The sequence below is a fragment of the Anaerostipes sp. 992a genome, from assembly GCF_001940245.1.
Lineage (GTDB): Bacteria > Bacillota > Clostridia > Lachnospirales > Lachnospiraceae > Fimousia.
This window is the reverse complement of record NZ_MJIG01000001.1, coordinates 154,570-179,475: the sequence shown is the minus strand read 5'-3', so window position 1 is coordinate 179,475 and position 24,906 is coordinate 154,570. Positions and strand designations below refer to the sequence as shown.

Below are 24,906 nucleotides of genomic sequence, written 5' to 3'. Positions count from 1 at the left end.
CTTAAGCGGATACATGTGCTTCATCCCATCCTTTCAAAATCTGCAATGAGGAACTGGTTCCAATCCTGGTCGCACCAGCATCGATCATAGCTGCACAAGTTTCCCAATCTCGGATCCCACCAGCAGCTTTTACCTGTACCTCCTCTCCAACCGTTTCTTTCATCAGCTTCACATCTTCAACGGTTGCTCCAGAAGTTCCAAATCCAGTACTCGTTTTAATAAAATCAGGTTTTACTCTTTTGGCAATTAATGCGACCTTTTTGATTTCCTCTTTTGTCAGATAACAGTTCTCAAAGATGACCTTTATGGTCTTTCCATGTTCTCTGCAAACAGCTACCATCTGTTTCATTTCTTCTTCAATATATATCAGATTGCCACCCTTAAGTTCTCCTACGTTAATGACATAATCTATCTCATCTGCACCATCTTCAATGGCCTTCTTTGTTTCTGCCACTTTCATTGCAATCGGTGTCTGTCCCAGTGGAAAGGAAATGGCCGCTCCTACATGAACCGTCGTATCCTTTAAGAACTCCTTACACCATGCAACAGGAGAAGGATTGATCGCAACCATGGCAGTGCCTAATTCCTTTGCTTCCTCACAAAGCTTTCTAAAATCTTCCTTTGTTGCAAATGCTTTTAATAATGTATGATCAAACATTCCAGCTAATTGCTGCCTTGTAATTGTTTTGCTATTCATATTCTCCTCCTTTATCGTGCAATTGAAAATTTTCTCAGACAACGATCAATTCCTTCTTTGGTTGGAAGAAACTCGATTCCAGCCTCTTTTGCCTTCGTATTATCCAGGCGAAGTTCACGAATATGACCTTCATAATATTTCGAATTATCTGCAATCAGCATTTCTTTGATTCTTCCCTCTCCAATGCCCAGCTTTTCCATAATGTATCTCACTATCTCATATCTGCCATCGTTGTTGGTAGAACCGAAATGATAGGTTCCGTATGGGAGGGAGAATAACTTTTCTAAATTTACACAAATTTCATCCACATCCGTCATTCCTCTGAATTCATACTCAGATGTTTTGATCGGCTGATTCTTCATAAGACTCTTCATCGTATCCCATAAAATATTTGTTCCTTCTGCACAATCCTTTTCTGGCAAACCGAAAATCCATGTAAAACGTACAACCCAATAATCAGAAAAAATCTCTGGCAGCTTTTCTTCTACTTCTAATTTATTTTGTCCATAAATGGTGTCTGGATATGGCTTGCTTTCTTCTGTGTATGGACCTGGTTCTGGAGAACCGTTAAATAACTGTTCGGTAGAAGTAAATACCATTTTTGCTCCTGTTCTTTTGCAGGCCTCTGCCATATAAAGTGCTCCATCCACATTGACTGCATGCGCTTTCTCCGGATGCTCCGTACAAAACTGCTGGCTTGGAATTCCTGCTGCATGAATCACATAGTCTGGTTTTTCTTCGTCCATAAACTGATCAATGGCCGCCTGATCGGTTACATCCAGATCTCTGGAACTTAATGCCAGAATTTCATATTTTTCCTGCCACATCTTTTTAAAACGAGAACCTACAAATCCGGAACCACCTGTAATTACTATTTTCTTCATAAGAAATCTCCTTTCCTTTCACACCCATTGCCTTTGTAATTACATTTTAACAGTTTTTTCCCCCGTATAGAAGTCTGTATCTTCAGCTTTTCCTGTGAATATGTTTAAAGGCTAATCTGCTCATATTCCATGTATTTTATATATATTAAAGTAGTTTATAAAACTATATTATAAGTTTCTCAAAAGCCGTTGACGAAGTATCTGGAATACTGTAGAATTATGTATATTTATCTGGTCGGAGAATACTCCGGCTTACGAAAGTACTATTTTATGTATCGAACTACATTTCGAGAGGAGCCCTTATGAACTACAAAATTATATCCGATTCTTCATCAAACATCTTTCACTTATCAGAAATTCCTTATTGTTCTGTTCCTTTAAAGATCATTACCAGCGATAAAGAATATGTCGATAGTCCCGAACTTAAGATTACTCAGATGATGGAGGAATTAAAGAATCATAGCGGAACTTCCAGCACATCCTGCCCAAACGCCCATGAATGGGAAGAAGCCTTTGGCGAAGCAGATACAATCTTCGCAATTACCATCACAAGCACCTTATCCGGCAGCTGCTCTGCTGCTATCCATGCCGGTCAGGAATTCGAAGAACACCATCCTGGTTCTAAAGTATGCGTCATAGACTCCCTGTCTGCAGGTCCTGAGATGGGATTGCTCATCCACAAGCTGCAGGAACTGATGGTCCAAAAGCTTTCCTTTGAAGAGATCAAAGATACGATTCTTTCTTATCAGAAACACACCCATCTTCTCTTCTCTCTTCAATCTTTGGACAACCTTGTACGAAACGGACGTGTCCATCCTGCAGTTGCGAAAATGGCAGGACTCCTTGGCATCCGCATTGTTGGAAAAGCTTCCGAAGAAGGGACCTTAAAACCTCTGCATAAATGTCGTAGTGAAAAAAGAGCCTTAAAAACCATTCTGAAAGAAATGAAAAAGGAAGGCTATGCAGGAGAACGGGTACGCATTGCTCATTGCATGAATCCAGACTCTGCTGCCTCCTTAAAGCAGATGATCCAGGATGAGTTTCCACAGAGCAGTGTAGCCATCGAAGAATGTGCTGGCTTATGTAGCTATTATGCTGAAAAAGGCGGCTTGATGATCGGCTATGTGGATTCTCTCCAGGAATAAGAATACTATCGACAATCCCGCCAGAAGCTATATCATAAAAGGAGAAACATCATGAATCATATATCTTTTGAAACCTGTTGCGGATCTGCAGAGGATGCAATTGCAGCCTGGAAAGGCGGTGCTTCCCGAGTCGAATTAAATTCTGATCTATTCCACGGCGGTTTGACCCCATCGATCGGAAGTCTAATGGTAGTAAAGCAGCAGGCTCCAGATCTTAAAGTGGTCTGCATGGTCCGGCCACGAGAAGGAGGATTTTGCTATACAGACTGTGAATTTGACGTAATGCTGGCAGATGCAAAAGCATTGCTGGCACATGGTGCTGACGGAATCGTATTTGGCATTTTGAATGAGAATGGCACCATTGATGCGAAACGCTGTCAGAAGATGCTTTCTGTCATCGGTAATAAAGAAGCCATCTTCCATCGAGCCATTGATGTGGTACCAAATGTTATGGAAGCACTCGATCAATTAATTGCTATGGGATTTACCAGAGTGCTCACAAGCGGTCAAAAACCAACTGCTTTAGAAGGTGCCCAGACCATTTGTGCTATGATCGAGCATGCGGCCGGACGTATTGAAATTCTTCCAGGGAGCGGTATCCGTCCACACAACGTAGCTTTGTGTGCCAAGACCTTCCAAACCCCATATCTGCACGCCTCCATTCATCAAATTGCTTATGATGACAGCCTGCAGGGGAATCCAGAGATTCATTTTCAAGGCTCCGTCCCTCTTTCTGAGCGTGAATACAAGGTCATTCATTCCGAAGATATTGCAAATTTTTTAAAAAATGCGAATAAATGTTGATTTTTTTTGAAAAATCTGTTTATCTATTATATAACGTAACTTTTAAATCAACAATAAAGGAAGGTAATACCAATGAGCATTGAAGTAATGAAACCGATTAAAGAAGGTAAAGTGCGCGAAATTTATGATAATGGTGACAGTTTGATTATGGTTGCAACGGATCGTATCAGCTGCTTTGACGTCATTTTAAAAAATAATGTAACAAAAAAAGGAACCGTATTAACACAGATGTCTAAATTCTGGTTTGATCTGACAGAAGATATTCTTCCAAACCACATGATTTCTACCGATGTAAAGGATATGCCTGAATTCTTTCAGCAGCCACAGTTCGATGGCAACAGCATGATGTGCAGAAAGCTTAACATGCTTCCAATCGAATGTATTGTTCGTGGCTACATCACAGGAAGTGGATGGAAAAGCTATCAGGAAAACGGAACTGTATGTGGCATCAAACTTCCAGAAGGATTACAGGAATCTGATAAGCTTCCAGAACCAATCTATACTCCTTCTACAAAGGCTGAAATCGGTGACCATGATGAAAACATCTCTTTTGAACAGAGTATTGCGCATCTGGAAAAATATTTTCCTGGCAAAGGTGAAGAATATGCTGTTAAGCTTCGTGACTGCACCATCGCACTTTACAAAAAATGTGCGGATTATGCATTAAGCCGCGGAATTATCATTGCAGATACCAAATTCGAATTCGGTTTAGATGAAGAAGGTAATCTGGTAATCGGTGATGAGATGTTAACACCTGACAGTTCCCGTTTCTGGCCAGCAGAAGGCTATGAACCAGGTCATGGACAGCCATCCTTCGATAAGCAGTTCGCACGTGACTGGTTAACCGAAAACCCAGATAATAACTGGACACTTCCAGAAGATATCGTTGAAAAGACAATCAACAAATATCTTCAGGCTTATGAATTATTAACAGGCAAAACTCTTTAAGATTCATTGCATAACAACAAATGCTGGCAGACTATAGTCAAATAGCTGCCAGCATTTTTAACATGATGTCGTTCAATCAAAGGAGAACTAAAACTTATGTCATTTACAGGTATTTTTAAAGCAAAAGATGGGCTGGTTGCCGTAGTCGATTCCAAAGGGTCCACCATGTCCAATGGACGGCTTACTGAAGATATCGGAAGAAATCCACAAAAGCTGTTTCCATTTACCAATGGCGTTGCTGTTACCTTTGGCGCCAATCAAATTCAGGTACAAAATCCCAATCGGCTCTTCCCGGCAAAAACCAATGTGGAAGACCTTGTCTATGAATATCTGAATCAAAAGCATACTTTAGATTCTGATTTCTTCCAAACTTTTTTGATCAAGATGGGCACTTGCCCCTCCAATCAGGAACCGGTCAATTTCCTTGTAGGACGTAAGATTCGCCCAAAGGAATACCGTATTGAATACCATCAGATTGGATACAACTACTACGTAGAACGCATTGGATCCGATACAGACTATTTTTTTACTGGTGGTGAGGACCTTTACAAACGTGCCTTTGATCAGATTGATTTTCTCTCTCAAATTACTTCTGTAGATGTACTGCAGAAATTTGTAGCTGCCAAATTAGAACAGTTGATCAACTTCTACGATGGCATCCTCTCCTATAATTCTGTGGGCGGTGATGTAAAATCCTATATTCTTCGATAATCTATTGTGCTTTCAGATAACAGTTTCCCGTGAGTACTTTCGTAAGCTTACTTTCAATGCTATCTGGAAGCTTTGTTCCATAAGCGACTACTATCTTTCTATCTTTTTCTTCAGCTTCCAATATTCCATACCAAAATGAAGAAATATGCCTATATATACGATAAAAAGCACTATATACGAAATCAAAACCGGGCGATGAAAACCACCCTCTGATACAAACTGAAAAATTATCTGTGGGATAATGATGCAAAAAAAGATGATCACCAATGGCAGCATCCTTCCCTTCGCAACTCGGATCAACATATCCAGCTTTGATTCCTCATCACAAAAGATGCCTTCATCTTTATCACTCATCTGTGCGCATGACTTTCGAAAATAGCTATATCCTACAAAATCCATCAAATATTCCCATCCGCAATCCTGAAACATCTTCACATACTCATCCTTGTTGGAGATTCCCTCTTGATTATAATCCAGCTGATAGCGGACTTCTTCTGGCTGACATTTTGTAAAATGATAAAATCCAGGAAATGTGATTCCCGTTAGCTTCCATCCCATTCCATGCTGCTTGGACAAATACTCCTCTTCTTTCTCATATTCAGAAATGCTAAACCATCGAAACTCTGTCCTGTTTTCCTTTTTCACTTTACTCATCACATCCAACCTCCTGTAAATTTCGATACAAACGCCTGATTCTCTTCATTTCCAATGACAAAACTTCTCTTCCCAATTCCGTTATGATATAAATCTTACGCTTTTCCTCCTCCCGCACAAAAGTAATCAATCCATCCTTCTCCATTTTCGATAAACTTCCATACATAGTTCCTGGACTTAAGCGGACTTCTCCATTGGTCAAATCTTCTACTTTTTTTACAATGCTGTATCCATGCATCTCTTCTCGCAAACACAAAAGAATATAAAATCCGGTCTCTGTCATAGGTACATATACTTTTTTAATATGCCGATCCATAAATCTCCTCCTGTCATTATTGCATAACAGCTCAATCTATCTCAGTGCTATATATCGCACCTCTATATACTTATAATATCGCACTGCGATGTATATGTCAATAATTTGTGAAAAAAAAGAAATGCTGCCACGGCAACATCTCCTTTTTTATGATTTTATTTCTATATTACAATTTGATCTGTTCTATTTCTGATAATCTGGAACGGCATCTCGTCCCAACGCTTTTAACATCTCCTTATCGCTTCTTATGGTAGCACAGGCAGCTGTTGTCAGCATGTTTCCGGTAATAGTGGCAGATGCACCTGACTGAAAAGCGACTTCTCCATCATTGGTAAGGAGCGCCCTTCCTGCAGCTAACCGTATATTGGCTTCTGGATTGATGTAACGGAAGAAGGCAATCGTACGCAGAATCTCCTCCTCTGTCAGCTGTGGCTGATCTTCCAAAGGAGTCCCTTTGATCGGCATTAATGCATTAATCGGTATGGAATCAATTCCTAATTCAGCCAGACTGATGGCCATATCAAGCCGATCCTCCCAGGTCTCTCCCATGCCTATAATGCCTCCAGAACATGCACACATACCTTCTGCTTTTACTTTTTTCAACGTTTCGATTTTCTGGTCATACGTATGCGTGGTACAAATATTAGGGAAATTTCTTCTGGATGTTTCGATATTATGATGATAGCTGGTAACTCCTGCTTCATGAAGTCTATGAAGCTGTTCCTCATTCAAAAATCCCATAGAAGCACACAGATCGATCTTGCATTCCCGATGCATAGTCTCATACGCATGAATGGCTTTATCAAATTCTTTTCCTGTTAATGCACGTCCAGCCGTGACAATAGAAAAACGATGTACTCCTTCTTTCTCGTTCATTTTGCACATTTCCAATATTTTTTCCTCTGGAAGAAAATCATAGATTTCACAGTTGGTATGATTGTGGGCTGACTGTGCACAATACTTACAGTCCTCGGGACAGCGTCCGCTCTGTCCATTAATAATGGAACAAAGGTCTACTGTATCCCCAATATAATATTCTCGGATTCTATCCGCTCCATCGCACAACTCTTTCAGATCACAGGTGAGGAAAACAGAAAGATCGTCCTCCCTTTTTATACGTCTTCCATCGATGATTTCCTGCGCTAATAACATCATGTCCATTTTCGATATCCTCCATATATAAGTAAGTGGTTTTATACATCATTCTCTACGATTATAGAGCAAGTTCCATATATATGTCAACCAAAACAAATAGAGTGTTAACAATATTATAGTTTTTTAATTTCCAAAGAATCATAGTCATCCAGAAAATGATATTTTTCCCCATCCTTGTGGTATCCAATTACCGTTCTTAGATTAATGTTCTGGACGCTTTTAAATATATTCCCTTCGATTACATCACTGATCTGGCGAAATTTTCCGATCAGCTCTTTCATTTCATCTCTTTTCGATCCTCTTCCTCCTCCACAGCTTGCACAATTTTCCGTAAATCTGCATGCGCATTGTATAAAATGAAGCTTATTATAATCCCTCCATGCTTTAATATCTGCTTCTTTGATCATATACATAGGGCGAATCAGTTCCATCCCCTCAAAATTCCTGCTATGAAGCTTTGGCATCATCGTTTCTACTTTTCCACTATACAGCATTCCCATCAAAATCGTCTCTATGACATCATCGAAATGATGACCCAGGGCAATCTTGTTGCATCCCAGACTTTTCGCCCTAGAATACAGATATCCTCTTCTCATACGGGCACACAAATAGCAGGGATTTTTTTCAATTCCTGCTACAATATCAAAAATATCATTTTCAAAGACCGTCAGCGGTATCCCCAAAAGCTTTGCATTATCCTGAATTATTTTCCAATTATCCTGATTATAGCCTGGATTCATGACCAAAAATACTAGATCGAACTGAATCTTTCCATGCTTTTTCAGTTCCTGCAATAGCTTTGCCATCAGCATAGAATCTTTTCCTCCAGAGATACAGACCGCAATCTTATCCCCTTCCTGAATCAGCTCATATTCGTTAATGGCTTTGGTGAATTTTCTCCAAATCGGTTTTCGAAATTTCTTTATAATGCTTCGTTCAATCTCACTGGTCCGTTCCTGAAGCCCCTGATCTTCCCTGAGGACTCTCCCCAGCTGCAGTCTTAGGAAGGACCGATAACCACCTTCCACATTACAGGCAGTAAATCCCTGCTTGGTAAGCTCCTCTGTTATCCCTTTGCTTTTTTCTCCCGTATGGCATAGAACATATATTGTTTTTTCTTTCTCAAGTTCGTCTATCCTTGCCGGTATCTCTTCGATAGGAAGATTGATAGCTCCGTCTATGGTCCCTCTCTTGAATTCCTCTTCCGAGCGTATATCCACTATGTCAATCTCCGCTCTATCCAGCTTCTCTAATTCTTCTACAACAATTGTATTCATTCCTATTTCCTCGTATTATTCTTATTTTCTCTCATGGCTCTTCGCAGCTGATCCAGAGCCTTCGTCAATGTCTGTCTTGGACAAGCCACATTAATTCTCTGAAAGCCTTGTCCGCTTTTTCCAAAGATGGCACCACTGTCCAGCCAAAGTCCTGCTTTGTGGATGATCAGATCTTCCAGCTCCTCATCTGTAAGCTGCAAATTTCTAAAATCCAGCCATACCAGATAAGTCCCTTCAGGCTCAGTCATTCTGATTTCCGGCAGATACTGTTCTATATAATGTCTGGTAAACCGAATATTATCTTTTATATATCTGCGCACGGCAGTCAGCCATTCTCCACCATAAAGATAAGCTGCTTCCCCTGCAACCAGACCAGCCGCATTTAGCTGACTATAACCAGCCGCTGCTATTTGCTTTCGAAATTTTCTCCTGATGGCCGTATCCGGAATAAAGATATTGGAAAGCTGTAATCCCGCAATGTTAAAAGTCTTACTTGGAGACGTACAGGTAACGCTAATCTTCTTATATTCTTCCTTCAAATTGGCAAATACCTGATGCCTTCCCTTCCATACAAAGTCCGCATGGATCTCATCACTAACGACGAGTACCTGATGCTTTAAGCAGATATCACCCATACGCATCAGCTCTTCCTTTGTAAACACACGCCCCGTTGGATTCTGTGGATTACATAAGAAGAAAAGTTTCACTCCTTCCTCCACGATTTTTTTCTCAAAGTCCTCAAAATCGATGTGATATGCACCATTTTCATCTAAAATCAATGTATTATCCACAATTCTCCGTTCGTTATCCTCAACAACCTCGCTAAATGGGTAATATACGGGCTGTTGAATCAAGATGCCATCACCCTTTTGGGTAAATGCTTTCACCGCCATTGCCAGGGCGAATACAATCCCTGGTGTCTTGATCAGCCATCTTCGTTCTACTCTCCAGTCAAAATTTCTGGCCATCCATGATTTTAAAACCTGAAAATACTCATCCTGTACTTCACTATATCCATAGACTCCATGTTCTGCCTGTTTGATCAACGCTTCCTGAATATAGGAAGATATCCGAAAGTCCATATCTGCCACCCATAATGGCAATATACCCTCCGGCTTTCCACGTCTAACTGCAAAATCATATTTCAGGCAATTGGTATGCCTTCTATTTATAACCTCATCGAAATTAAGATTTTTCTCTCCCATTTTCTTGCCTCCTTAACTGTCTTTTCTGCAGGATAATGCCAGTTGAAAGACCCGATCCAGTTCCCCGATCAGATCCTCTATGGCTTCAATTCCGGTAGAAAGCCGCAAAATCCGATTTGTAATTCCATTTTTAGAAAGCAGCTCCTCCGGCACCTCCGCATGTGTCTGAGTAATCGGATACGTCATCAATGTCTCTGTTCCTCCCAGACTTTCTGCAAACTGAATTAATTTTATATTTTTCAGAATGGATCTGGCCATTTCTTCGCTTTCTACCTCAAATGTTACCATTCCACCAAATCCACGACTCTGTCGTTGCATAATCTCATATCCCGGATGAGAAGGAAGTCCTGGATATATGACTTTGGTAACCAGTTCCTGCCTTTCCAGCCATTTGGCAATACACTTGGCATTTTTTTCTATTCGTTCCATACGTATAGCCAATGTCTTGATTCCCCTTAGAATCAACCAGCTGTCAAATGGAGACAAACCGGCACCGTTGGTTTTAATCAAAAATCGCAGTTCTTCACTTAACACCTGGTCATTGGTTACTAAAAAACCAGCCAGAGTGTCATTATGTCCTCCCAAATATTTGGTTCCACTGTGAACCACTAGATTGGCTCCTAATTCCAAAGGATTTTGAAAATACGGAGACAAAAACGTATTATCTACAATAAAAAGCAATCCTCGTTCCCTGGTAATCTTAGCAATTGCTGCAATATCCGTTACATTCATCATCGGATTCGTCGGCGTCTCAATAAACACCGCCTTTGTCTCCTCCTTAATATAACCGGTAATATCCTCTTTGCTGCAATTAACTCTGGAAAATAGGATCCCATTCTTCTCACTAATATGACTAAAAAGCCGGACACTTCCTCCATACAGATCTTCATCTACAATCACATGATCCCCCGGATGAAATAATTCCATTAGGGTCGCAATGGCAGCCATACCACTGGAAAATGCCAGTGCATCTACACCATATTCCAGTCCAGCTACTATCTTTTCCAACTGCTCCCTTGTGGGATTCTGCAGCCTGCTATAATCATATCCTGTTCCCTCCCCCACTGCTTTATGGGCAAATGTTGCAGTCTGATAAATCGGAAAGCTGATGGCTCCTGAGTGATCACACCCCACGCCATCCTCTTCCAGATGCAGACACTTTGTTTCAAGCCTAAGTCTCATGTATTCTTCCTCCTATATCTCCTTATCCAATGGTCAGCTTCCAGCCTTAATTAATTCTGCCACCAGCTGCGCCCCTTTTATCAGATCTTCGATGGCTATATACTCTCTCACAGAATGCACCTCCTGCATGCCACAGGATAATACGATGCCATGAATTCCATTTTTCACAAAATTATGATTGTCACTGCCACCATAAGTGCCAGTCAATGCGGATGAAATTCCAAGTTTCTGACATGCTGCTTCAAATCTTTTGACGACCAAGTCCTTCGCATCCATCTCATAAGCAATCAGATTGATCTCACGTTCCAATTGATAGGACGCTTGTCTCTTTTTGACCGCTTTTCTGAATATTTCATCTATGTTCTTTAAATAAAAAAGTGCTTTCTTATGACTATAGCTTCGAATCTCTCCTGTACAGCAGCAGCTTTCTGGTACAATATTAGAGGCTTCTCCTCCTGCTATGGTACCAATATTTACCGTTGATTCTTCATCTACATGGCCCTGCTGAATCTTTCCAATTGCCTCACTCATAATCTGGATCGCATGAATACCTTGCTCCGGTGCAAATCCAGCATGAGAAGCCTTCCCTGTCACTGTGACCTGAAAAGAAATCAACGATGGTGCCTTTATGGCTGCCGTCCCAATCTTCCCGCTCATATCCAGTACATAAGCTTCCTTTGCCTGAATTCTCGTAAAGTCAAAAGCATTACTCCCTTTAATATATAATTCTTCTGCAATAGGAAATAACACTTCAATATCCGGATAAGGAACCCCTTCTTCCTGAACACTTCGAATGCCTTCTAAAATCTCCACAAGTCCGGCTACATCATCTGCACCCAGAACGGTATCTCCCTGGCTGGTAATGGTCTCATCCTTATGAACCACCGGTGTTTTCCCAATTCCCGGCTGCACCGTATCCATATGTGCAGATAGTAAGATTCCAGGTCCCTTCCTGGTCCCTTTTAAAAATCCATATATATTTCCTGCATTTCCTCCATATTGCTCTCCTGCCTGGTCTTCCAACACTTCAAATCCAAGCTCCTTTAATTTTCCTTTCAGGCAATCGGCCATCTGCCGCTCCTGAAAGCTAATGGAATCAATCCTTGCCAACTCTTCAAATTCCTGGATTAGTCTTTCTCTCTTCATAATGCTCTTTTCCTTTTTGCTTCTAGATAAAATATTCAATGGTCTTATCTGGCGTTAGCTCTGTCTTGTTATTGAATAATAACACTGCCTCCCGTCCCTCTACTGGTCCCAGGGCATACAGGCTTAATTCTTCCCGATTAAAATATGTTTCTGGAACAATGCAGTTATACTCCTTTGGATGCTCCATCGTCCAGATAATATCCTTTTCCTCAAATGGTCCACCACGATCATACGGATCGAACATATAGATCCTTCCATCCTTCTCACCGGTTAGCAGCACATAATGCCATTCGTCATAAAAAAGACGGAGAACCACCACACCACCTCTTCGCAGTGCATCATTGATGTAACTTTCTCTTCCAAAATATACGCTTTTGCTGTCCAGATACCGACTAGTAACCGGCAATTGTCCAATCCTTCCAAAGCCATTAAGCCAATTAGAAAGAAACATCATCGCTGCCCGTGAGGTACCGCTTTTTCCTGCAACCCCTTCTGTGCTATAGCAATCCAGACAATATAGCATAATATTGCGTATGATTTCTGGTGGAATTTCCTCTCTTTGAAAAAGGTAGCTGATGGCATTCAGCATAGAAGTAGGTCCACAATCATATTCCGATATTTGATAATGCAGCCGATTTTTCATAACTCTCTCCTTATCTTCTATAAATTTGAGAAAATCTGATATAAGAATTTCATATTTTCTTCACTATCAATATACTCATTGCCATGATTCGTTCCTGTGTATATCCGTCTTCCATCTTGATATGCAAGCAATGTATTCATCGGCAGCGGAATCCATCCTTCTCTGGTCAATGGAGCAGTGGCAAACATGGTTCCCTCTTCTTTTTCCAGAAAATGCAATGATTTTTTATAATTGGTATGCACATACATGCATTCTCCATCATATATGATCATATTTAATTTATTTCCTGCTGACATAGCTACAAATATAGAATCCAAAATCTGAAATCGCTCCTTGGCATCCAGTCTTCTTTCTGCCTGTCTCTCTGCCTGGTCAATCTGATCTACCAGATAAAGAAGAATCCTCTCACTATCCGTACTGCCCGTTTGTATTCCCACATACTTGTCCAATGGAGCATAATCAAAAATCGTTCCATTGTGTACCAAGGTCCAACGTCTTCCATTCCGATCCTTTTTGGTATACGGATGGCAATTTATATATTCAACATTCCCGATGGTCGCATATCGAATATGAGCCATTGCATGCTTTACGCTAATGTCAGATGACAAACGTTCCTTCAGATAATAACTTTTGGATGCCTGCATAGGTTCTTTTTCAATCAGTGCCTCTGTCCCATCAAGACATGCCAATCCCCATCCATGAGGATGTTTATTGCTGCGTTCATAAAATTTTTTTAAATAATCATTGATCGTAAAGCGATTCTTAGAACTAATTCCAAATACTTCACACATAGATGTCTAAATCCTTTCCTCGTCTATCCCTTCTGCGTATCTTCTTGCAAGTTCCAACCCCTGTTCTACATATTCCTTCTGATACTCTTCCCTGACAGCAACCACATATCTATATTCCGGATGTATCAGTTTTCTCTTCTGATATTCCATCACATCTCTGTAATAAGCTCCTCCAAACTTTTGAAAGAACTGTTCCATGCCAAACAGGACATGCAATGCCGCATCCCGAACTGGCATGGAGGTACTCCATCCTGTTTCAATCCAGATTCTTCTTTCCTCATATCTTGCTGCTCTTTTTTCATTCTTAATTGCCATCATCTGTTCAAAAGACTCGAATTCCCTGTCTTCTAAAGACATCAGATATAACAAGAACAGATGAATAAACTGAAGATCTTCCTTCATAATCCCCACTGGTGATAGTGGATTTAAATCAAACACTCTCAGTTCAATATGATTTACACCCTTTTCCCGCAGATGATTCAGGGAATTCTCTCCTGCAGGCTTTAAACGAACCGGATAATATAACTCGGCAGCTTCCTTAAGCTGTCCCTGTTCTATATATTCTTCAATGCTGCTCACATAAGTTTCCAGATTCTTATAGTCCAACAATGGTACAAAATCATTCCAGTATCCAATCTCACTACATCTTGCAGAACCATAGTCTCTGATTATCGTCTTTCCTCTGGCATCATCCTCAAAAAAGGAGCCATCCAAAACCGGGCTTGCAGCCGTCAGATATACAAGCAGCCAGGAATATCTGGTTATTTTTTTTGCCAATTCCATATAAATCTGATCTTTATACTGACGAAACGTGGACGCATTACTTTCCCGATAGCCTTCTTTTAGAATGCTTTCTGGAAAAGAATAATTAAAATGAATTCCAGAAAAAAGCATTTTCTTCTTGCCGTATTTTTCAGCCAGATATCTGCGATAGCGTTCCTTCCCCTTTAAGATTCCGTGATAGCTGGCAATGGGTATATCCTCTTCTCCCTTTACATATGGAGGATTTGAAAAGGGCCATAGAAACTCTCTGCCTGACTCCAAATGAAATAATATCTTCACTGCTTTTTTATGTAAACCAGCCATCTCCTTCCAGACGGCATCAATACTATCACACACACCGGTGATCAATTCGGTCTGATTTTCGCAAAAATCACGCTCCATATGAGGATCACTCCCAAATGGATGCTTTGTATGTGCAAGATGTCCATCAAAAGTCACCCTCAAACTTTCTTTTTCTAATCCAAACTGTCCATCCAGCATATGCTCTCTTATTCTCGTATTATCAAAATTCAGACTCATATTCTTGACCCCTTCACCCATTCCAACTTTTCTTATGATTCGAAAAAAGAACGCCGAGGCGTTCTTTTCACAATTCATCCTGCAATAACTCTCACGGTTTATCTTTATAATTCCTATCAATTTAATAGGATTATAATATGTTTTTCACCGTGAGTCAATAGGTTCTAACCACTTTTTACTAAATCCCTATACGTATATGGCTTATTCAGCAAACAGCGGTGTAGAATAATATCTGTCTCCTGTATCTGGAAGCAATGCTACAATGGTCTTTCCTTTATTTTCTGGACGTTTTGCCAATTGAATAGCCGCATATAACGCTGCTCCAGAAGAAATTCCAACCAAAACTCCTTCAGCTTTCGCAAGCAGTTTACCAGTCTTAAATGCATCATCGTTTTCAATTGGAATAATTTCATCATAAATCTTTGTATTCAATACATCTGGAACAAAGCCTGCACCAATTCCCTGAATTTTATGAGGACCGCCTTTTCCGGTAGAAAGAACTGGGGATCCAGCTGGCTCAACTGCTACAATCTTTACCTCTGGATTCTGTTCCTTTAAGTATTCCCCAACCCCTGTTAAGGTTCCGCCAGTACCAACACCAGCAACAAAAATATCTACCTTTCCATCCGTATCTTTCCAAATCTCTGGCCCTGTCGTACTTCGATGAATTGCTGGATTCGCCGGATTCACAAACTGTCCTGGAATAAAGCTATTGGGAATCTCTTTAGAAAGTTCATCTGCCTTTTCAATAGCTCCTTTCATTCCTCTGGCCCCTTCCGTTAAGACCAACTCTGCTCCATAAGCCTTTAAAATATTTCTTCTTTCCACGCTCATCGTCTCTGGCATCGTCAATATAATACGATATCCCTTAGCTGCTGCAATCGCTGCAAGACCAATTCCTGTATTCCCTGATGTCGGCTCAATAATCACGGAGCCTTCTTTTAAAATGCCTTTCTCCTCCGCATCCTCGATCATTGCTTTGGCAATTCGATCTTTGACACTTCCTGCAGGATTAAAATATTCCAGCTTCGCCAATACGGTAGCCTCTAATCCCAATTCTTTTTCAACATTCACAACCTCCACCAATGGAGTATTTCCGATCAATCCTAATGTTCCTTTATAAATACTTGACATGCTATTCACCTTCCCTATTATTTTGATATGTTTTATCTGTTTTATAAATTATATTCCTACTTTTCCTATCTGTCAACTATTTTATATACTTTTTCTCCATCCATAGGCTTTGGATAGCCGGCTTTCTGAATTTACTCATATCCATTTCATGAATTTGCCTTAATCCTATTTTCTCAACTGCCGCAATCGCCTCATTCAAAGGATTATCGTATAAATTTAATTCTTTAAAAGTAATCTTCTCTCCTTGTCTTCTTATCCAAAATACATCTGTTAAAGAAACACAATAGTACGACAGCAAAATTTTGGCACGATCTTTATCTGTTACAGCCTGAGTCACTCCAATGCTATTCAAAAAATCTCTGCCTTTCCGCTTGTAGAAATGCTGGCAACCTTTTTTTCCATGTGCATAATCTCGTATATAATTGGAGTTTTCTTTTTAGAAATAGATTCATTTGAATTTAATACAAAATCATTTTCCAGGAATAATTGATTTTTTCTCATATCATCCACCTCTGTTATTTTTCACAAAATATTGTATATTTTACGCTTCTGACTTTTGAATTACCCATTCCTTCTAAATATGACCAGAACATAAAAACCATTCTTTATCATTGACCGAAACAATACGAACGGGTGTATTCAATCCAGTCCCTTTATCAGCAAAATTTACACATGATAAAATAATATTTTTTCCATCGATGATACTACTAATCTTACTTCCACCAGAATCATCCGTTAAGAATTTTAATACAATGGAAAACTCAAATTCATCATTTGGATTTATCCCAATCTCTAAATCGTCATTTTCATGAAATAAAAATACCTGATTACTCTCCATAATGTTGTATTTACCCGAACTTATATTTACTTACATGGATTCACCTCAATTTTAAATAATTCTATTGCTATTATCATATCTATCAACGATATTCATCTAACATATTTTCCTGGTAAACTGCTCTTTTTTCCTCTAGCATCCTCTTCTTTATTTCCTGCAGTTCTGACAAATTTACTTTCTCAAGCTTTTTTAACCTTTCCTCTGCCAATACGACCTCAGACAAATATTTTTGATAATGTTCTAAATGATATTGCCACAGCCTTGCCTGTTCTCCATAACGTTGCTTCACTTTTTGGGCAATCAATAGTCCTTCTGGATCATAATCTCCTGCATAATATAAAACACTATGTTTGCTAAGCTGATCCAACAAAACAAATGCCGCCAGTCTCAACTGTCCATTGGTACAGACAACACTTTTTTCTGGATTTTGTTCACATAGCCAGGAAAATACTGCCGGATTTTCCACTACATACACCTTATCTTCTGTGGCCCAAATCTCCTCTAATTTTCCCAACGTATATAATGTCAAGATAATGGGTTCTTTCCTCTTAAAAAAGCCTTCGATTCCGGAATGAATATTTCCATTTTCATCTTTTCCGTGAATCCCATAAGCCATTATATGATTGGAAATATCATCTCTCATAATCCCTGCCTGATAAAAAATCATACTTTTTTGCTCTGGACCACTGGTTTCCTTATTATCATCTTTGGAAAAATAAAAATTTAAAAACAATATCAACAAACGTTCTGCCAACGTTTCTGCATCATAAAAATGAGGGTTTCCTGTCATATTGGCAGCAAATACCGCTAAACGCTCTTTCCTTGAAGAAAATACCGGCAATTGGGGAATAGATGCTAACACATGAGACAGCACACACTCCAACTTCACTGGATCTTCCTTATACTGCTGAAGGAAAAGCTGATATCCCTTTCCATGCTCAGAACCAATGTACATCAACCATGATGCACCCTTTTCATCTGCATATTCATTCATCATGTGCTCAAAAAATCTCTGACGTTCTTCTTTTTCCTTTTCGATCTCTTCCTTTTTGCCCTTCAATGCTTCTCCAAAATATTCCTCCAGAATATCTTCCCATGAAAAATTTGAAAATTTGCTATTTCCTAATGCCATCTCCATGTTCTTCATGGAAATGGATACGGTCTTATTCATACAATAATCCTTTTGAAAGAAGCCGCCTAATTGCTTTTTTTCATCGAGGGAAAGATTTCGTAAAGCAACGGTTCCTCCCATTCTTCCAAAACTTTCATATTTTTTCTTAAAGCCTAGAAACAATTTATCAAATACTGGTCTTTTCTTAAAATAATTTTGGCATTCTGACATTAATTCATCATTTTTACTCAAATGAATCACCTATTTTCTCTTCCATTGTACGAACATGTCCATTCCATACATAAGAAATGACCGTAACATATTTTACATTTTCCGGGCGAAGCAGCTGATAAATGGCAATTGCTGGTACCGTTTCATAGTCGCCCCACAAAATTTGAGAATTGATAATAAAATCAAACTCAAATTCTACCATCAAACGAAACATATCCTTAATATTCATTTCATCTACTCCGGCAAATGCTTCATCTAAAGAAATCATTCTTGGTGCTTCTTTTCTCGCGCTGGAATACTTCGCCACTACCGCAGAGAATAAAGGCACATACATTGCCATAGCCTTTTCTCCTCCACTAAATGTAAAAAACATATGATCCGTTAATTCCTTCTTCTTCTCTCCTGCCTTTTGACATTCCAATTGGAACTCAAACCATTTTCGGTAATCCAGAACCTCTTTCATAATACTATGGAAGGACTGTATGTTATTACTATCATCCAGCCGTTTTCTTGCTTCATTGATCTTAGAACGAAAATGTGCCGATAACTGATCAACCTCTTCCTCACGCATGATTTCTACGTCCTTTTCTAACATCTGTACGAGCATTCTGGTATCCATCTGTTCCTCTGTTTCTGCTCTCTTATTTTTCCATTTTAGACTTAACCGAAGACCACTGGATGTCTGCATAGAATCCATTAAACGATTCATCTCGTCTACCCATCGCTTACTAGATTGAATCTTACTCCTTATCTTTTTACTAATGGTATTGGCAAGAATATCCTCAAAAATTTCCCTATCCTTATCATTTAAGAGCCTGGTCTTTTCTTCCACATCATTTTCCAGCTTCTGAAGCAGGTTTAGAAAAGAAATTGTAATTCCACGATACTTTCCAACAATATCAATTCTTCGAATACGTAAATTTAACTCCTTCTCCTGTTCTTCCCACATTTCAAATAATGTCTCAATACTTAAATTATAATCCCTTAAATATATCTGATTGGCATGGAAAGCCTCTCGCATATTTCCTGAAATATCATCCTGACTTTTCTTTGCAAATTTTCCGCCAAATTCTTTACATATTTTATAAGCCTGATCCAGCATATCTTTTGTCTGCACATATTCTTTCGATACATAATCCAACTGATTTTCTTCACGAAATACTTCTTCCAGCTTTATGACCTTATCCTGCTGCTTCAGATACTGAATTTGTAGTTCTTCTAATTTTCCTCTATACATCTCCTGATCTTTGCTTAGAGAAGTTTTCTTCTCAATCGATAATTCAATTTCTTTCGGCAGACTGGCAAGACGTTTTATACATTCATCCAATTTTTCCTTCAACGCCTCATAATCCGTAAGTTTTAGCTGTTCCTGAATCATCTTCTGTTCCAGTAAAAGCCCTTTTTGCCTGCTCACTGCCTTATTTTGATCATATAAGATATCATCCATATCCTGGAGAATTTCTTCAATGTATCCTTCCGTTGTATGAATATCATGAATTTTGGCTAAAAAGCTTTGCTGATTCAGCTGTAATTGGGATAATAAATTTTGATATTCTGACAGATCATCTCTGGCCTGTAAAAAAACATCCAGACGAGCCGTCAGATATGCTTCTGCACATATTTTTTGAACCTGCATACGAATCTCATCCAGCTCCTCTCTTCGTTTTTTGACAATGTCCTGCTGCTCCTGTACTTGATAGATTTTTTTCTCCAACAGATTTTCTCTATACTCAAATTCCCTTGCTGCCACTTTTAGATCATCAAAATCAGGAATCTTTTTCCATTCATCTATCAAATCTCCGATTCCATTTTGAATTGTATGCAGTTTCTCCTGTAGATTATCTATCTTCTGAGATAATTGACTACATACTTCTTCCAGCAAGACGATTTGCTTATCCCGATATATCTCTCTTGTCCTCGCGCCTATAAACTTAGCCTGATATTCTCCGGTAATCGTTCCTTCTAAAATTCCGGATTTATAGTTTCCCCATAGATCAATCCATGACAAGCAATCCTTTTCCTGATTATCATATCCAAGCCCTGACAACACTTTGGAAACTTTTTGATAAAATAAAATATCATTTTCTTCATTAGATATCTCCAACAACATCCCCAAATTTCCTTTTACAGAGGCTACGTCACTGAAAATATAAGTATCGCAAGTTCCCTGATTCAGGGCAAATATCTTCTCGCGATATTCACAGTCTACAATTAATGCATCCAAGACTCCCATACGAAGCAATGCTTCCTCCAGACGGTTTCTCTGCTCTTCCTCCAACGCTTCTGTAAAATCAACCGTCTTATAAAATTCTAAATATGGAATTTTCTGTTCCTTCAACAATTCCCGATTTCTTATGACCGCTTCCTTCCGCTCTGGCTCTGGCTCTTTTTTATTCTTCCATTCCTCAAGCTCTTTTTTCTTCTCATGCAGTTCTTTTTGCTTTTCCTCTATTTCTATGGACAAAATTCGTTGTTCCTGTCGCAACTTTTCTTCTAACTGATACCGTTTCTTTCGAATCGGATCTAAAATCTCATATTCGTCATTACCGTATACATAGGCATGTATCCTGCGGGTAATCTCCTGTAAAATCTCTCTGTTGACTTTTAACTGTTCATTTTTACGTTCCCATTGATAAATGCTCTCAATCCATTCATCTTTGATTTCACCTAATTGTATCTGGTACTGCCGATATTCCCTTTCCGCCTGTTCTCTCTCTTTCCGGCACTCATCCATCTTCTTCCATTCATTGTCATATTGAAGCTGTATATGTCTCTCATTTTCTAATATTTGAATTCCCGCCTTCACTTTATCCATATACTTTAACAGCAACTGTCTGTGAACAGAAAAATCATACTTTTCTTCCGGTCTATTTTTTAGATCATTTTTCATAAAATCAAACTCATCAAAGGATACCTCGTTTATATACTCCTCCATTTCTTCCAGGTTTTCCTGTACTTGCTGCCAGGAATGAGTCTTTTCATTTTCATATGTTCTTTTTTGATCCTCTAACTCAATCCTTCTCTCTTCTTTTCCCTGATACTGCTTTTCCTTTTCCCTCACAGTATGTCCCAGCTCCTGGATTTCTTCCTCTAATTTCAGCTCTTTTTCCTTTAATTTTGTAGCATCACTATCCTTCAGAGAATTTCTTTCCTGTTCTCTCATTTTTTGTTCCTGAAGTAATGCTTCATGATGTCTGATTTCCTCCTCATAAGCATTGACAGTCCACTGAATCTGCTTCTGAATCTCCCCAATCTCATTCTCATATTTCTGGAAAATTTTCCATCCTTCTCTATAAGATAATGCTTTATTATATAAAACACTTTCATTATACTGATTGTATATCTTCTCGATTCGCCTGCCCGCTTCCAGGCTTTCTCTGACATTATCCAGATTGGTCTTAAGCTCATCCATATTTTCAATAGCTTCTGACATCGGGCGTAGATCATCTTCTGACAAAGTCTGTAGCGAGTTGCCTAAAATATCATTAATAATCGTCGGTTTAAAATCCTTTGATAGCTTTGGCGTACGAAGCTGTATTAAAAGTTCCAGCATCTCTTTATATTCTTCCATCGTATCAAATCCAAATAACATCTGATTGACATATTGTGCATAGCTTTTCTGACTGTCAAAGACTTTTCCCCCTTCTCCAATCCGATTCTTCAATTCTGTTTTCGTATACACAATCTTCTGATTCAGATCCTTATACAGAAAAAAATCTTTACCAATTCTTCTTCCATCCGTCAGGCAAAAATACCAGGCATCCAGCTTTTTCCCCTTCCTTGCCCGCATCCCAATCCCTATGGTTATATACTGATTGGCCTCTTTTCTTTTAAATTCCATATAAAGATAACCAGTTCTTTCACTTCTTCCATCCCCTTCTTCCAACAGATAATTTTCCATCTTCCTTGCTCTTGAACCAAATGGATCTAAACGCTCCGGTCTCATATTCCCATCTAATAATAATGGAATAAAGCTCTGCATGGTTACTGATTTTCCAGATCCGTTGGCACCTCGAAGCAGCATTCTTCCATCTAAAAAATAAAATTCCTGTTCATCATAATACCAGAAATCAACCAATCCAATTTTATACATCTTCCATCTACTATTCATTTGCTCCTCCAACCTTAAATGTCTCTGGATATACTCCGGCAATCTTTCCTACTACAGAATGAATTCGAATGCTATCATGCAATTCTTCGATAAGCTCCATTTGTAGCATATAATCCTTGATTTTTTTACAATATTCGCCCATCGTCATTTCTCTATACGTTTTAATCCATCCGCTTCCATAAATCTTTTTACATTCCTCTAATAATGCGGTGAACATTTCCTTTGGTATTTTCACATCCTCATCCGCAGGCACTGGAATCTCTCCTCTTTCTATCTTTTCCCGATATAGATGACACCATAACAATACGATATCTGACAATGTATTCTCCTCTGGAAAACTTCTTCCCAAACTGCTGTCTTCTCCCATAATTAAAAACGCACTGGTTCTATGTACCTGAAGCTCACAATCCAACAATGCTTCCAAATCTCCCTGTATCATATTTCGATAATTTTTTACATAATAAAAATCTTCCTCTGTATTTAACGTCTGGTACATCCCCATAGACATCAAAAGTCTTCGATACACTCTCTGACGCCTGATAATTCCACGATCTTCATTCATACCAATCCATTCCTCTTTCAGAAAATCCTCTGGTTTTTCATACTCAGAAATATCCCTCGTCAGATTTCGCATAAAATATCTGGATGCTCCTGTGTTCTCATATAAAACTTCTCCCGCATCACTCTTCATAAAACTATCTTCATTTCCATCATTGATCTCCATAATTCCTTCTTTTACGCAGAATTTCATAACCTTGATCAAATGACGCCGAAACCGATAAATCGTCCAGTCAATCGGTTCATCCTTCTCCTGACTTTGAATATATTCTGTCAGCTCTGAAAGCACAAATTGCTCTCCGGCTTCCTTATCCTCCAAATACATTAAAATGAAACACAAAAAGACATATTCTATTTTATCTGTAAATTCTTGAATCCCCATCCAGTTCTCAAGACTTGCAGGAATCTTTTCGATTTTAATCAAATTAGGATTCACGATAACCGGATATCCCAGCTTTTCTGTTAAAAAGCCTTTTATCTTCCCGACCTCATCCTTCATCTGATAATATAATTCTTTTTCCCTGCTTTTTAAAATCCATCTTTTGCTTAGTAAAGTTTCAATCGGTCGCATCTTTACTCCTCTTCAAATATAATCACATAGTTTGGCATTTGGAATTTTCCATCTGTACACTGAATCACACATGCATCCTCTCCGGAGGACTGTTCGATATAAAAATTCCTTCCATCCTCCGTCTTCGCTCTTTTATCCTTACGTTCTAATGCTTTCGACAACCACATAAGAAATACATCTCTGACATACGGTTCGATGACTGGCAATGATGCAAATTCCAATCGACTCTCTTTCACATAACTTCTTAATAATTTTTGCTGCGCTTCCAATTCCCGAAGATTCTTTTCCCGCATCTTTCTCTTTTCTGCAGTTCGCTCCACAATACCAGCTCTCTGTGACTTTTCCCTATAATTTCGAACCCGCGGCATCACTATAAATTCTTTGGCTTTTTCATCGTAAACACCACTGTTAATACTCTCCGTATCGCGCCGTATTTCTCCTTTTAGATGTAATGGTTTTTCCACCCCAAACACACTGGCCGATAACCGATGTGCACTTTCTATGCTATCACATTGAAAAAACATATGCGCAAGCCTTGCATATTCTTCTCTTCGATTTGCGCCATTGCTGCTTTGTTCACTAATCCGTACCGCATATCGTGTAATTTTTCGAATAATTTCATTAGTCGTATCAAATACTTTACTAGCCTCAGAGCCATTTGCCCCTTTGCCCAGAAACCAATTATATATACTTTCCCATCTTCCCCTTATTTTATCTCGAATCTGTTCTTCTTTTATCTCCACATCAATTCTCGGAATTGATAATTCATATTGAATGATTCTCTTTAAAAACATTTGAACCATATCATCAGAAACATTTGTCAATAATTTTTCAATTTTTGAAACATTTACCTGCAGACTCTTTACAAAACTTCTTAAATATTCAATCAACCGATCTTTGAATACAAGAAATTCCTTTGTCTTCATCAGCTCTTCCGCTTTGATACTGTTCAAATCTCTCATATAATCCTGATAATTTTGATTTAACCGTTTAAAATCATTATTTAAATCTTCCCACCAGCCATGAATATGCTCATCATCCATTTCTGACAAATTTTCCATCTCAGATAAATGTATCCGTATCCTCTCTAAAAGCGTTGGCTCTAATGATGATCCCTCAATAAATAGATTCTCCAATCGGACAACCATACGTTCAATTTCTACCGAATACTCTGTCAATTGATAGCGAAATTTCTTATTCTTAAATTCTTCAATGGTAGAAACTTTTTTCGTATCCTGGATGGTAGCCAAATTCCCCCAATTGACTAATGAAGATAAGTCCTGTTGACATTGTTCCCAGGTATATTCCTGAAAATAAGGATCTTCCTTTAACTCTTCAAACACATCCTCCTGATACATCCAATAATTTAACTTTTCATACTCCAAATAGAAAATTCTTATAATAGAACGATATCTATCCGCATTTTCCGTGGTTAGATATTTTGTTTCTGTCAGTGGTTTTAATAACTTTTCATTTACTCTCATTTTATTCC

24 protein-coding genes are annotated in these 24,906 nt (G+C 38.9%); 4 read left to right on the top strand and 20 right to left on the bottom strand.

Annotated elements, in window-relative coordinates:
- Window position 1 precedes the first annotated feature (1 nt).
- Both deoC and BHF69_RS00905 read right to left on the bottom strand, forming a co-directional pair.
- The gene (gene deoC, locus BHF69_RS00910; RefSeq protein WP_075669198.1) at window positions 2-697 is read right to left on the bottom strand and encodes a deoxyribose-phosphate aldolase; all 696 of its coding nucleotides are present in this window, start codon (window positions 695-697) and stop codon (window positions 2-4) included.
- Window positions 698-708: 11 nt separating this feature from the next.
- Window positions 709-1,581: an SDR family oxidoreductase gene (locus BHF69_RS00905; protein ID WP_075669197.1), complete on the bottom strand. Its 873-nt coding sequence runs from the start codon at window positions 1,579-1,581 to the stop codon at window positions 709-711.
- Window positions 1,582-1,883: 302 nt separating this feature from the next.
- On the opposite strand from BHF69_RS00905, the gene BHF69_RS00900 reads away from it, so the two are divergent.
- The 4 genes from BHF69_RS00900 (at window position 1,884) to BHF69_RS00885 (ending at window position 5,189) form a co-directional block, all read left to right on the top strand.
- Complete coding sequence (locus tag BHF69_RS00900) at window positions 1,884-2,726, top strand: DegV family protein (RefSeq protein ID WP_075669196.1); 843 nt, start codon at window positions 1,884-1,886, stop codon at window positions 2,724-2,726.
- 51 nt (window positions 2,727-2,777) lie between these two features.
- Window positions 2,778-3,530 (top strand): copper homeostasis protein CutC, encoded by a 753-nt coding sequence (locus BHF69_RS00895; protein ID WP_075669195.1) that lies wholly within the window; start codon window positions 2,778-2,780, stop codon window positions 3,528-3,530.
- 72 nt (window positions 3,531-3,602) lie between these two features.
- Entirely contained in the window at window positions 3,603-4,478 is an 876-nt protein-coding gene (locus tag BHF69_RS00890) for a phosphoribosylaminoimidazolesuccinocarboxamide synthase (protein ID WP_242946075.1), read from the top strand.
- Window positions 4,479-4,574: 96 nt separating this feature from the next.
- Complete coding sequence (locus BHF69_RS00885) at window positions 4,575-5,189, top strand: hypothetical protein (protein WP_075669194.1); 615 nt, start codon at window positions 4,575-4,577, stop codon at window positions 5,187-5,189.
- 90 nt (window positions 5,190-5,279) lie between these two features.
- On the opposite strand, the gene BHF69_RS00880 is transcribed toward BHF69_RS00885, so the two are convergent.
- The 18 genes from BHF69_RS00880 to BHF69_RS00800 all read right to left on the bottom strand — a co-directional run bounded on the left by BHF69_RS00880 (window position 5,280) and on the right by BHF69_RS00800 (window position 24,898).
- Window positions 5,280-5,843 (bottom strand): DUF2812 domain-containing protein, encoded by a 564-nt coding sequence (locus tag BHF69_RS00880; RefSeq protein ID WP_075669193.1) that lies wholly within the window; start codon window positions 5,841-5,843, stop codon window positions 5,280-5,282.
- Window positions 5,836-6,159, bottom strand: coding sequence for a PadR family transcriptional regulator (locus tag BHF69_RS00875; RefSeq protein ID WP_075669192.1), 324 nt, complete (start codon window positions 6,157-6,159; stop codon window positions 5,836-5,838). The genes BHF69_RS00880 and BHF69_RS00875 overlap by 8 nt, the downstream gene beginning before the upstream one ends.
- Window positions 6,160-6,342: 183 nt before the next feature.
- Complete coding sequence (gene bioB, locus BHF69_RS00870; RefSeq protein WP_075669191.1) at window positions 6,343-7,320, bottom strand: biotin synthase BioB; 978 nt, start codon at window positions 7,318-7,320, stop codon at window positions 6,343-6,345.
- 107 nt (window positions 7,321-7,427) lie between these two features.
- Window positions 7,428-8,591: an ATP-binding protein gene (locus BHF69_RS00865; protein ID WP_075669190.1), complete on the bottom strand. Its 1,164-nt coding sequence runs from the start codon at window positions 8,589-8,591 to the stop codon at window positions 7,428-7,430.
- Between the two features lie 2 nt (window positions 8,592-8,593).
- Entirely contained in the window at window positions 8,594-9,796 is a 1,203-nt protein-coding gene (locus tag BHF69_RS00860) for a MalY/PatB family protein (protein ID WP_075669189.1), read from the bottom strand.
- Between the two features lie 12 nt (window positions 9,797-9,808).
- A complete protein-coding gene (locus BHF69_RS00855) occupies window positions 9,809-10,978 on the bottom strand; it encodes a trans-sulfuration enzyme family protein (protein ID WP_075669188.1) in 1,170 nt (389 codons plus the stop codon).
- Between the two features lie 33 nt (window positions 10,979-11,011).
- Window positions 11,012-12,124, bottom strand: a complete 1,113-nt coding sequence (locus tag BHF69_RS00850; RefSeq protein WP_083650899.1) for a M20/M25/M40 family metallo-hydrolase — start codon at window positions 12,122-12,124, stop codon at window positions 11,012-11,014.
- Window positions 12,125-12,146: 22 nt separating this feature from the next.
- The gene (locus BHF69_RS00845; protein WP_075669187.1) at window positions 12,147-12,767 is read right to left on the bottom strand and encodes a peptidase C39; all 621 of its coding nucleotides are present in this window, start codon (window positions 12,765-12,767) and stop codon (window positions 12,147-12,149) included.
- 17 nt (window positions 12,768-12,784) lie between these two features.
- A complete protein-coding gene (locus BHF69_RS00840) occupies window positions 12,785-13,558 on the bottom strand; it encodes a class II glutamine amidotransferase (RefSeq protein WP_075669186.1) in 774 nt (257 codons plus the stop codon).
- Window positions 13,559-13,564: 6 nt separating this feature from the next.
- Complete coding sequence (locus BHF69_RS00835) at window positions 13,565-14,860, bottom strand: hypothetical protein (RefSeq protein ID WP_075669185.1); 1,296 nt, start codon at window positions 14,858-14,860, stop codon at window positions 13,565-13,567.
- Between the two features lie 201 nt (window positions 14,861-15,061).
- The gene (gene cysK, locus BHF69_RS00830; RefSeq protein ID WP_075669184.1) at window positions 15,062-15,994 is read right to left on the bottom strand and encodes a cysteine synthase A; all 933 of its coding nucleotides are present in this window, start codon (window positions 15,992-15,994) and stop codon (window positions 15,062-15,064) included.
- A 76-nt stretch (window positions 15,995-16,070) separates the two neighbouring features.
- Complete coding sequence (locus BHF69_RS00825; protein WP_075669183.1) at window positions 16,071-16,346, bottom strand: hypothetical protein; 276 nt, start codon at window positions 16,344-16,346, stop codon at window positions 16,071-16,073.
- A complete protein-coding gene (locus BHF69_RS14075) occupies window positions 16,343-16,495 on the bottom strand; it encodes a hypothetical protein (protein ID WP_158022531.1) in 153 nt (50 codons plus the stop codon). The genes BHF69_RS00825 and BHF69_RS14075 overlap by 4 nt, the downstream gene beginning before the upstream one ends.
- Before the next feature lie 73 nt (window positions 16,496-16,568).
- Window positions 16,569-16,856: a DUF6864 domain-containing function gene (locus BHF69_RS00820; protein WP_330393036.1), complete on the bottom strand. Its 288-nt coding sequence runs from the start codon at window positions 16,854-16,856 to the stop codon at window positions 16,569-16,571.
- A gap of 58 nt (window positions 16,857-16,914) precedes the next feature.
- On the bottom strand, window positions 16,915-18,195 hold the full coding sequence (locus BHF69_RS00815; RefSeq protein WP_143249443.1) for a TIGR02679 domain-containing protein: 1,281 nt from the start codon (window positions 18,193-18,195) through the stop codon (window positions 16,915-16,917).
- Complete coding sequence (locus BHF69_RS00810) at window positions 18,188-22,285, bottom strand: TIGR02680 family protein (protein WP_075669181.1); 4,098 nt, start codon at window positions 22,283-22,285, stop codon at window positions 18,188-18,190. Before BHF69_RS00810 ends, BHF69_RS00815 begins: the two co-directional genes overlap by 8 nt.
- A complete protein-coding gene (locus BHF69_RS00805) occupies window positions 22,278-23,414 on the bottom strand; it encodes a TIGR02678 family protein (protein WP_075669180.1) in 1,137 nt (378 codons plus the stop codon). Before BHF69_RS00805 ends, BHF69_RS00810 begins: the two co-directional genes overlap by 8 nt.
- 2 nt (window positions 23,415-23,416) lie before the next feature.
- Window positions 23,417-24,898 carry a TIGR02677 family protein gene (locus BHF69_RS00800; protein WP_075669179.1) on the bottom strand — a complete coding sequence of 494 codons (1,482 nt, stop codon included), beginning with the start codon at window positions 24,896-24,898 and terminating at the stop codon, window positions 23,417-23,419.
- Window positions 24,899-24,906: the final 8 nt, after the last annotated feature.

What these genes read in the sequence shown, in the direction of transcription:
- deoC (WP_075669198.1), bottom strand. Translation starts at nt 697, where the DNA reads ATGAATAGCAAAACAATTACAAGGCAGCAATTAGCTGGAATGTTTGAT.
- BHF69_RS00905 (WP_075669197.1), bottom strand. Translation starts at nt 1,581, where the DNA reads ATGAAGAAAATAGTAATTACAGGTGGTTCCGGATTTGTAGGTTCTCGT.
- BHF69_RS00900 (WP_075669196.1), top strand. Translation starts at nt 1,884, where the DNA reads ATGAACTACAAAATTATATCCGATTCTTCATCAAACATCTTTCACTTA.
- BHF69_RS00895 (WP_075669195.1), top strand. Translation starts at nt 2,778, where the DNA reads ATGAATCATATATCTTTTGAAACCTGTTGCGGATCTGCAGAGGATGCA.
- BHF69_RS00890 (WP_242946075.1), top strand. Translation starts at nt 3,603, where the DNA reads ATGAGCATTGAAGTAATGAAACCGATTAAAGAAGGTAAAGTGCGCGAA.
- BHF69_RS00885 (WP_075669194.1), top strand. Translation starts at nt 4,575, where the DNA reads ATGTCATTTACAGGTATTTTTAAAGCAAAAGATGGGCTGGTTGCCGTA.
- BHF69_RS00880 (WP_075669193.1), bottom strand. Translation starts at nt 5,843, where the DNA reads ATGAGTAAAGTGAAAAAGGAAAACAGGACAGAGTTTCGATGGTTTAGC.
- BHF69_RS00875 (WP_075669192.1), bottom strand. Translation starts at nt 6,159, where the DNA reads ATGGATCGGCATATTAAAAAAGTATATGTACCTATGACAGAGACCGGA.
- bioB (WP_075669191.1), bottom strand. Translation starts at nt 7,320, where the DNA reads ATGGACATGATGTTATTAGCGCAGGAAATCATCGATGGAAGACGTATA.
- BHF69_RS00865 (WP_075669190.1), bottom strand. Translation starts at nt 8,591, where the DNA reads ATGAATACAATTGTTGTAGAAGAATTAGAGAAGCTGGATAGAGCGGAG.
- BHF69_RS00860 (WP_075669189.1), bottom strand. Translation starts at nt 9,796, where the DNA reads ATGGGAGAGAAAAATCTTAATTTCGATGAGGTTATAAATAGAAGGCAT.
- BHF69_RS00855 (WP_075669188.1), bottom strand. Translation starts at nt 10,978, where the DNA reads ATGAGACTTAGGCTTGAAACAAAGTGTCTGCATCTGGAAGAGGATGGC.
- BHF69_RS00850 (WP_083650899.1), bottom strand. Translation starts at nt 12,124, where the DNA reads ATGAAGAGAGAAAGACTAATCCAGGAATTTGAAGAGTTGGCAAGGATT.
- BHF69_RS00845 (WP_075669187.1), bottom strand. Translation starts at nt 12,767, where the DNA reads ATGAAAAATCGGCTGCATTATCAAATATCGGAATATGATTGTGGACCT.
- BHF69_RS00840 (WP_075669186.1), bottom strand. Translation starts at nt 13,558, where the DNA reads ATGTGTGAAGTATTTGGAATTAGTTCTAAGAATCGCTTTACGATCAAT.
- BHF69_RS00835 (WP_075669185.1), bottom strand. Translation starts at nt 14,860, where the DNA reads ATGAGTCTGAATTTTGATAATACGAGAATAAGAGAGCATATGCTGGAT.
- cysK (WP_075669184.1), bottom strand. Translation starts at nt 15,994, where the DNA reads ATGTCAAGTATTTATAAAGGAACATTAGGATTGATCGGAAATACTCCA.
- BHF69_RS14075 (WP_158022531.1), bottom strand. Translation starts at nt 16,495, where the DNA reads ATGAGAAAAAATCAATTATTCCTGGAAAATGATTTTGTATTAAATTCA.
- BHF69_RS00810 (WP_075669181.1), bottom strand. Translation starts at nt 22,285, where the DNA reads ATGAATAGTAGATGGAAGATGTATAAAATTGGATTGGTTGATTTCTGG.
- BHF69_RS00805 (WP_075669180.1), bottom strand. Translation starts at nt 23,414, where the DNA reads ATGCGACCGATTGAAACTTTACTAAGCAAAAGATGGATTTTAAAAAGC.
- BHF69_RS00800 (WP_075669179.1), bottom strand. Translation starts at nt 24,898, where the DNA reads ATGAGAGTAAATGAAAAGTTATTAAAACCACTGACAGAAACAAAATAT.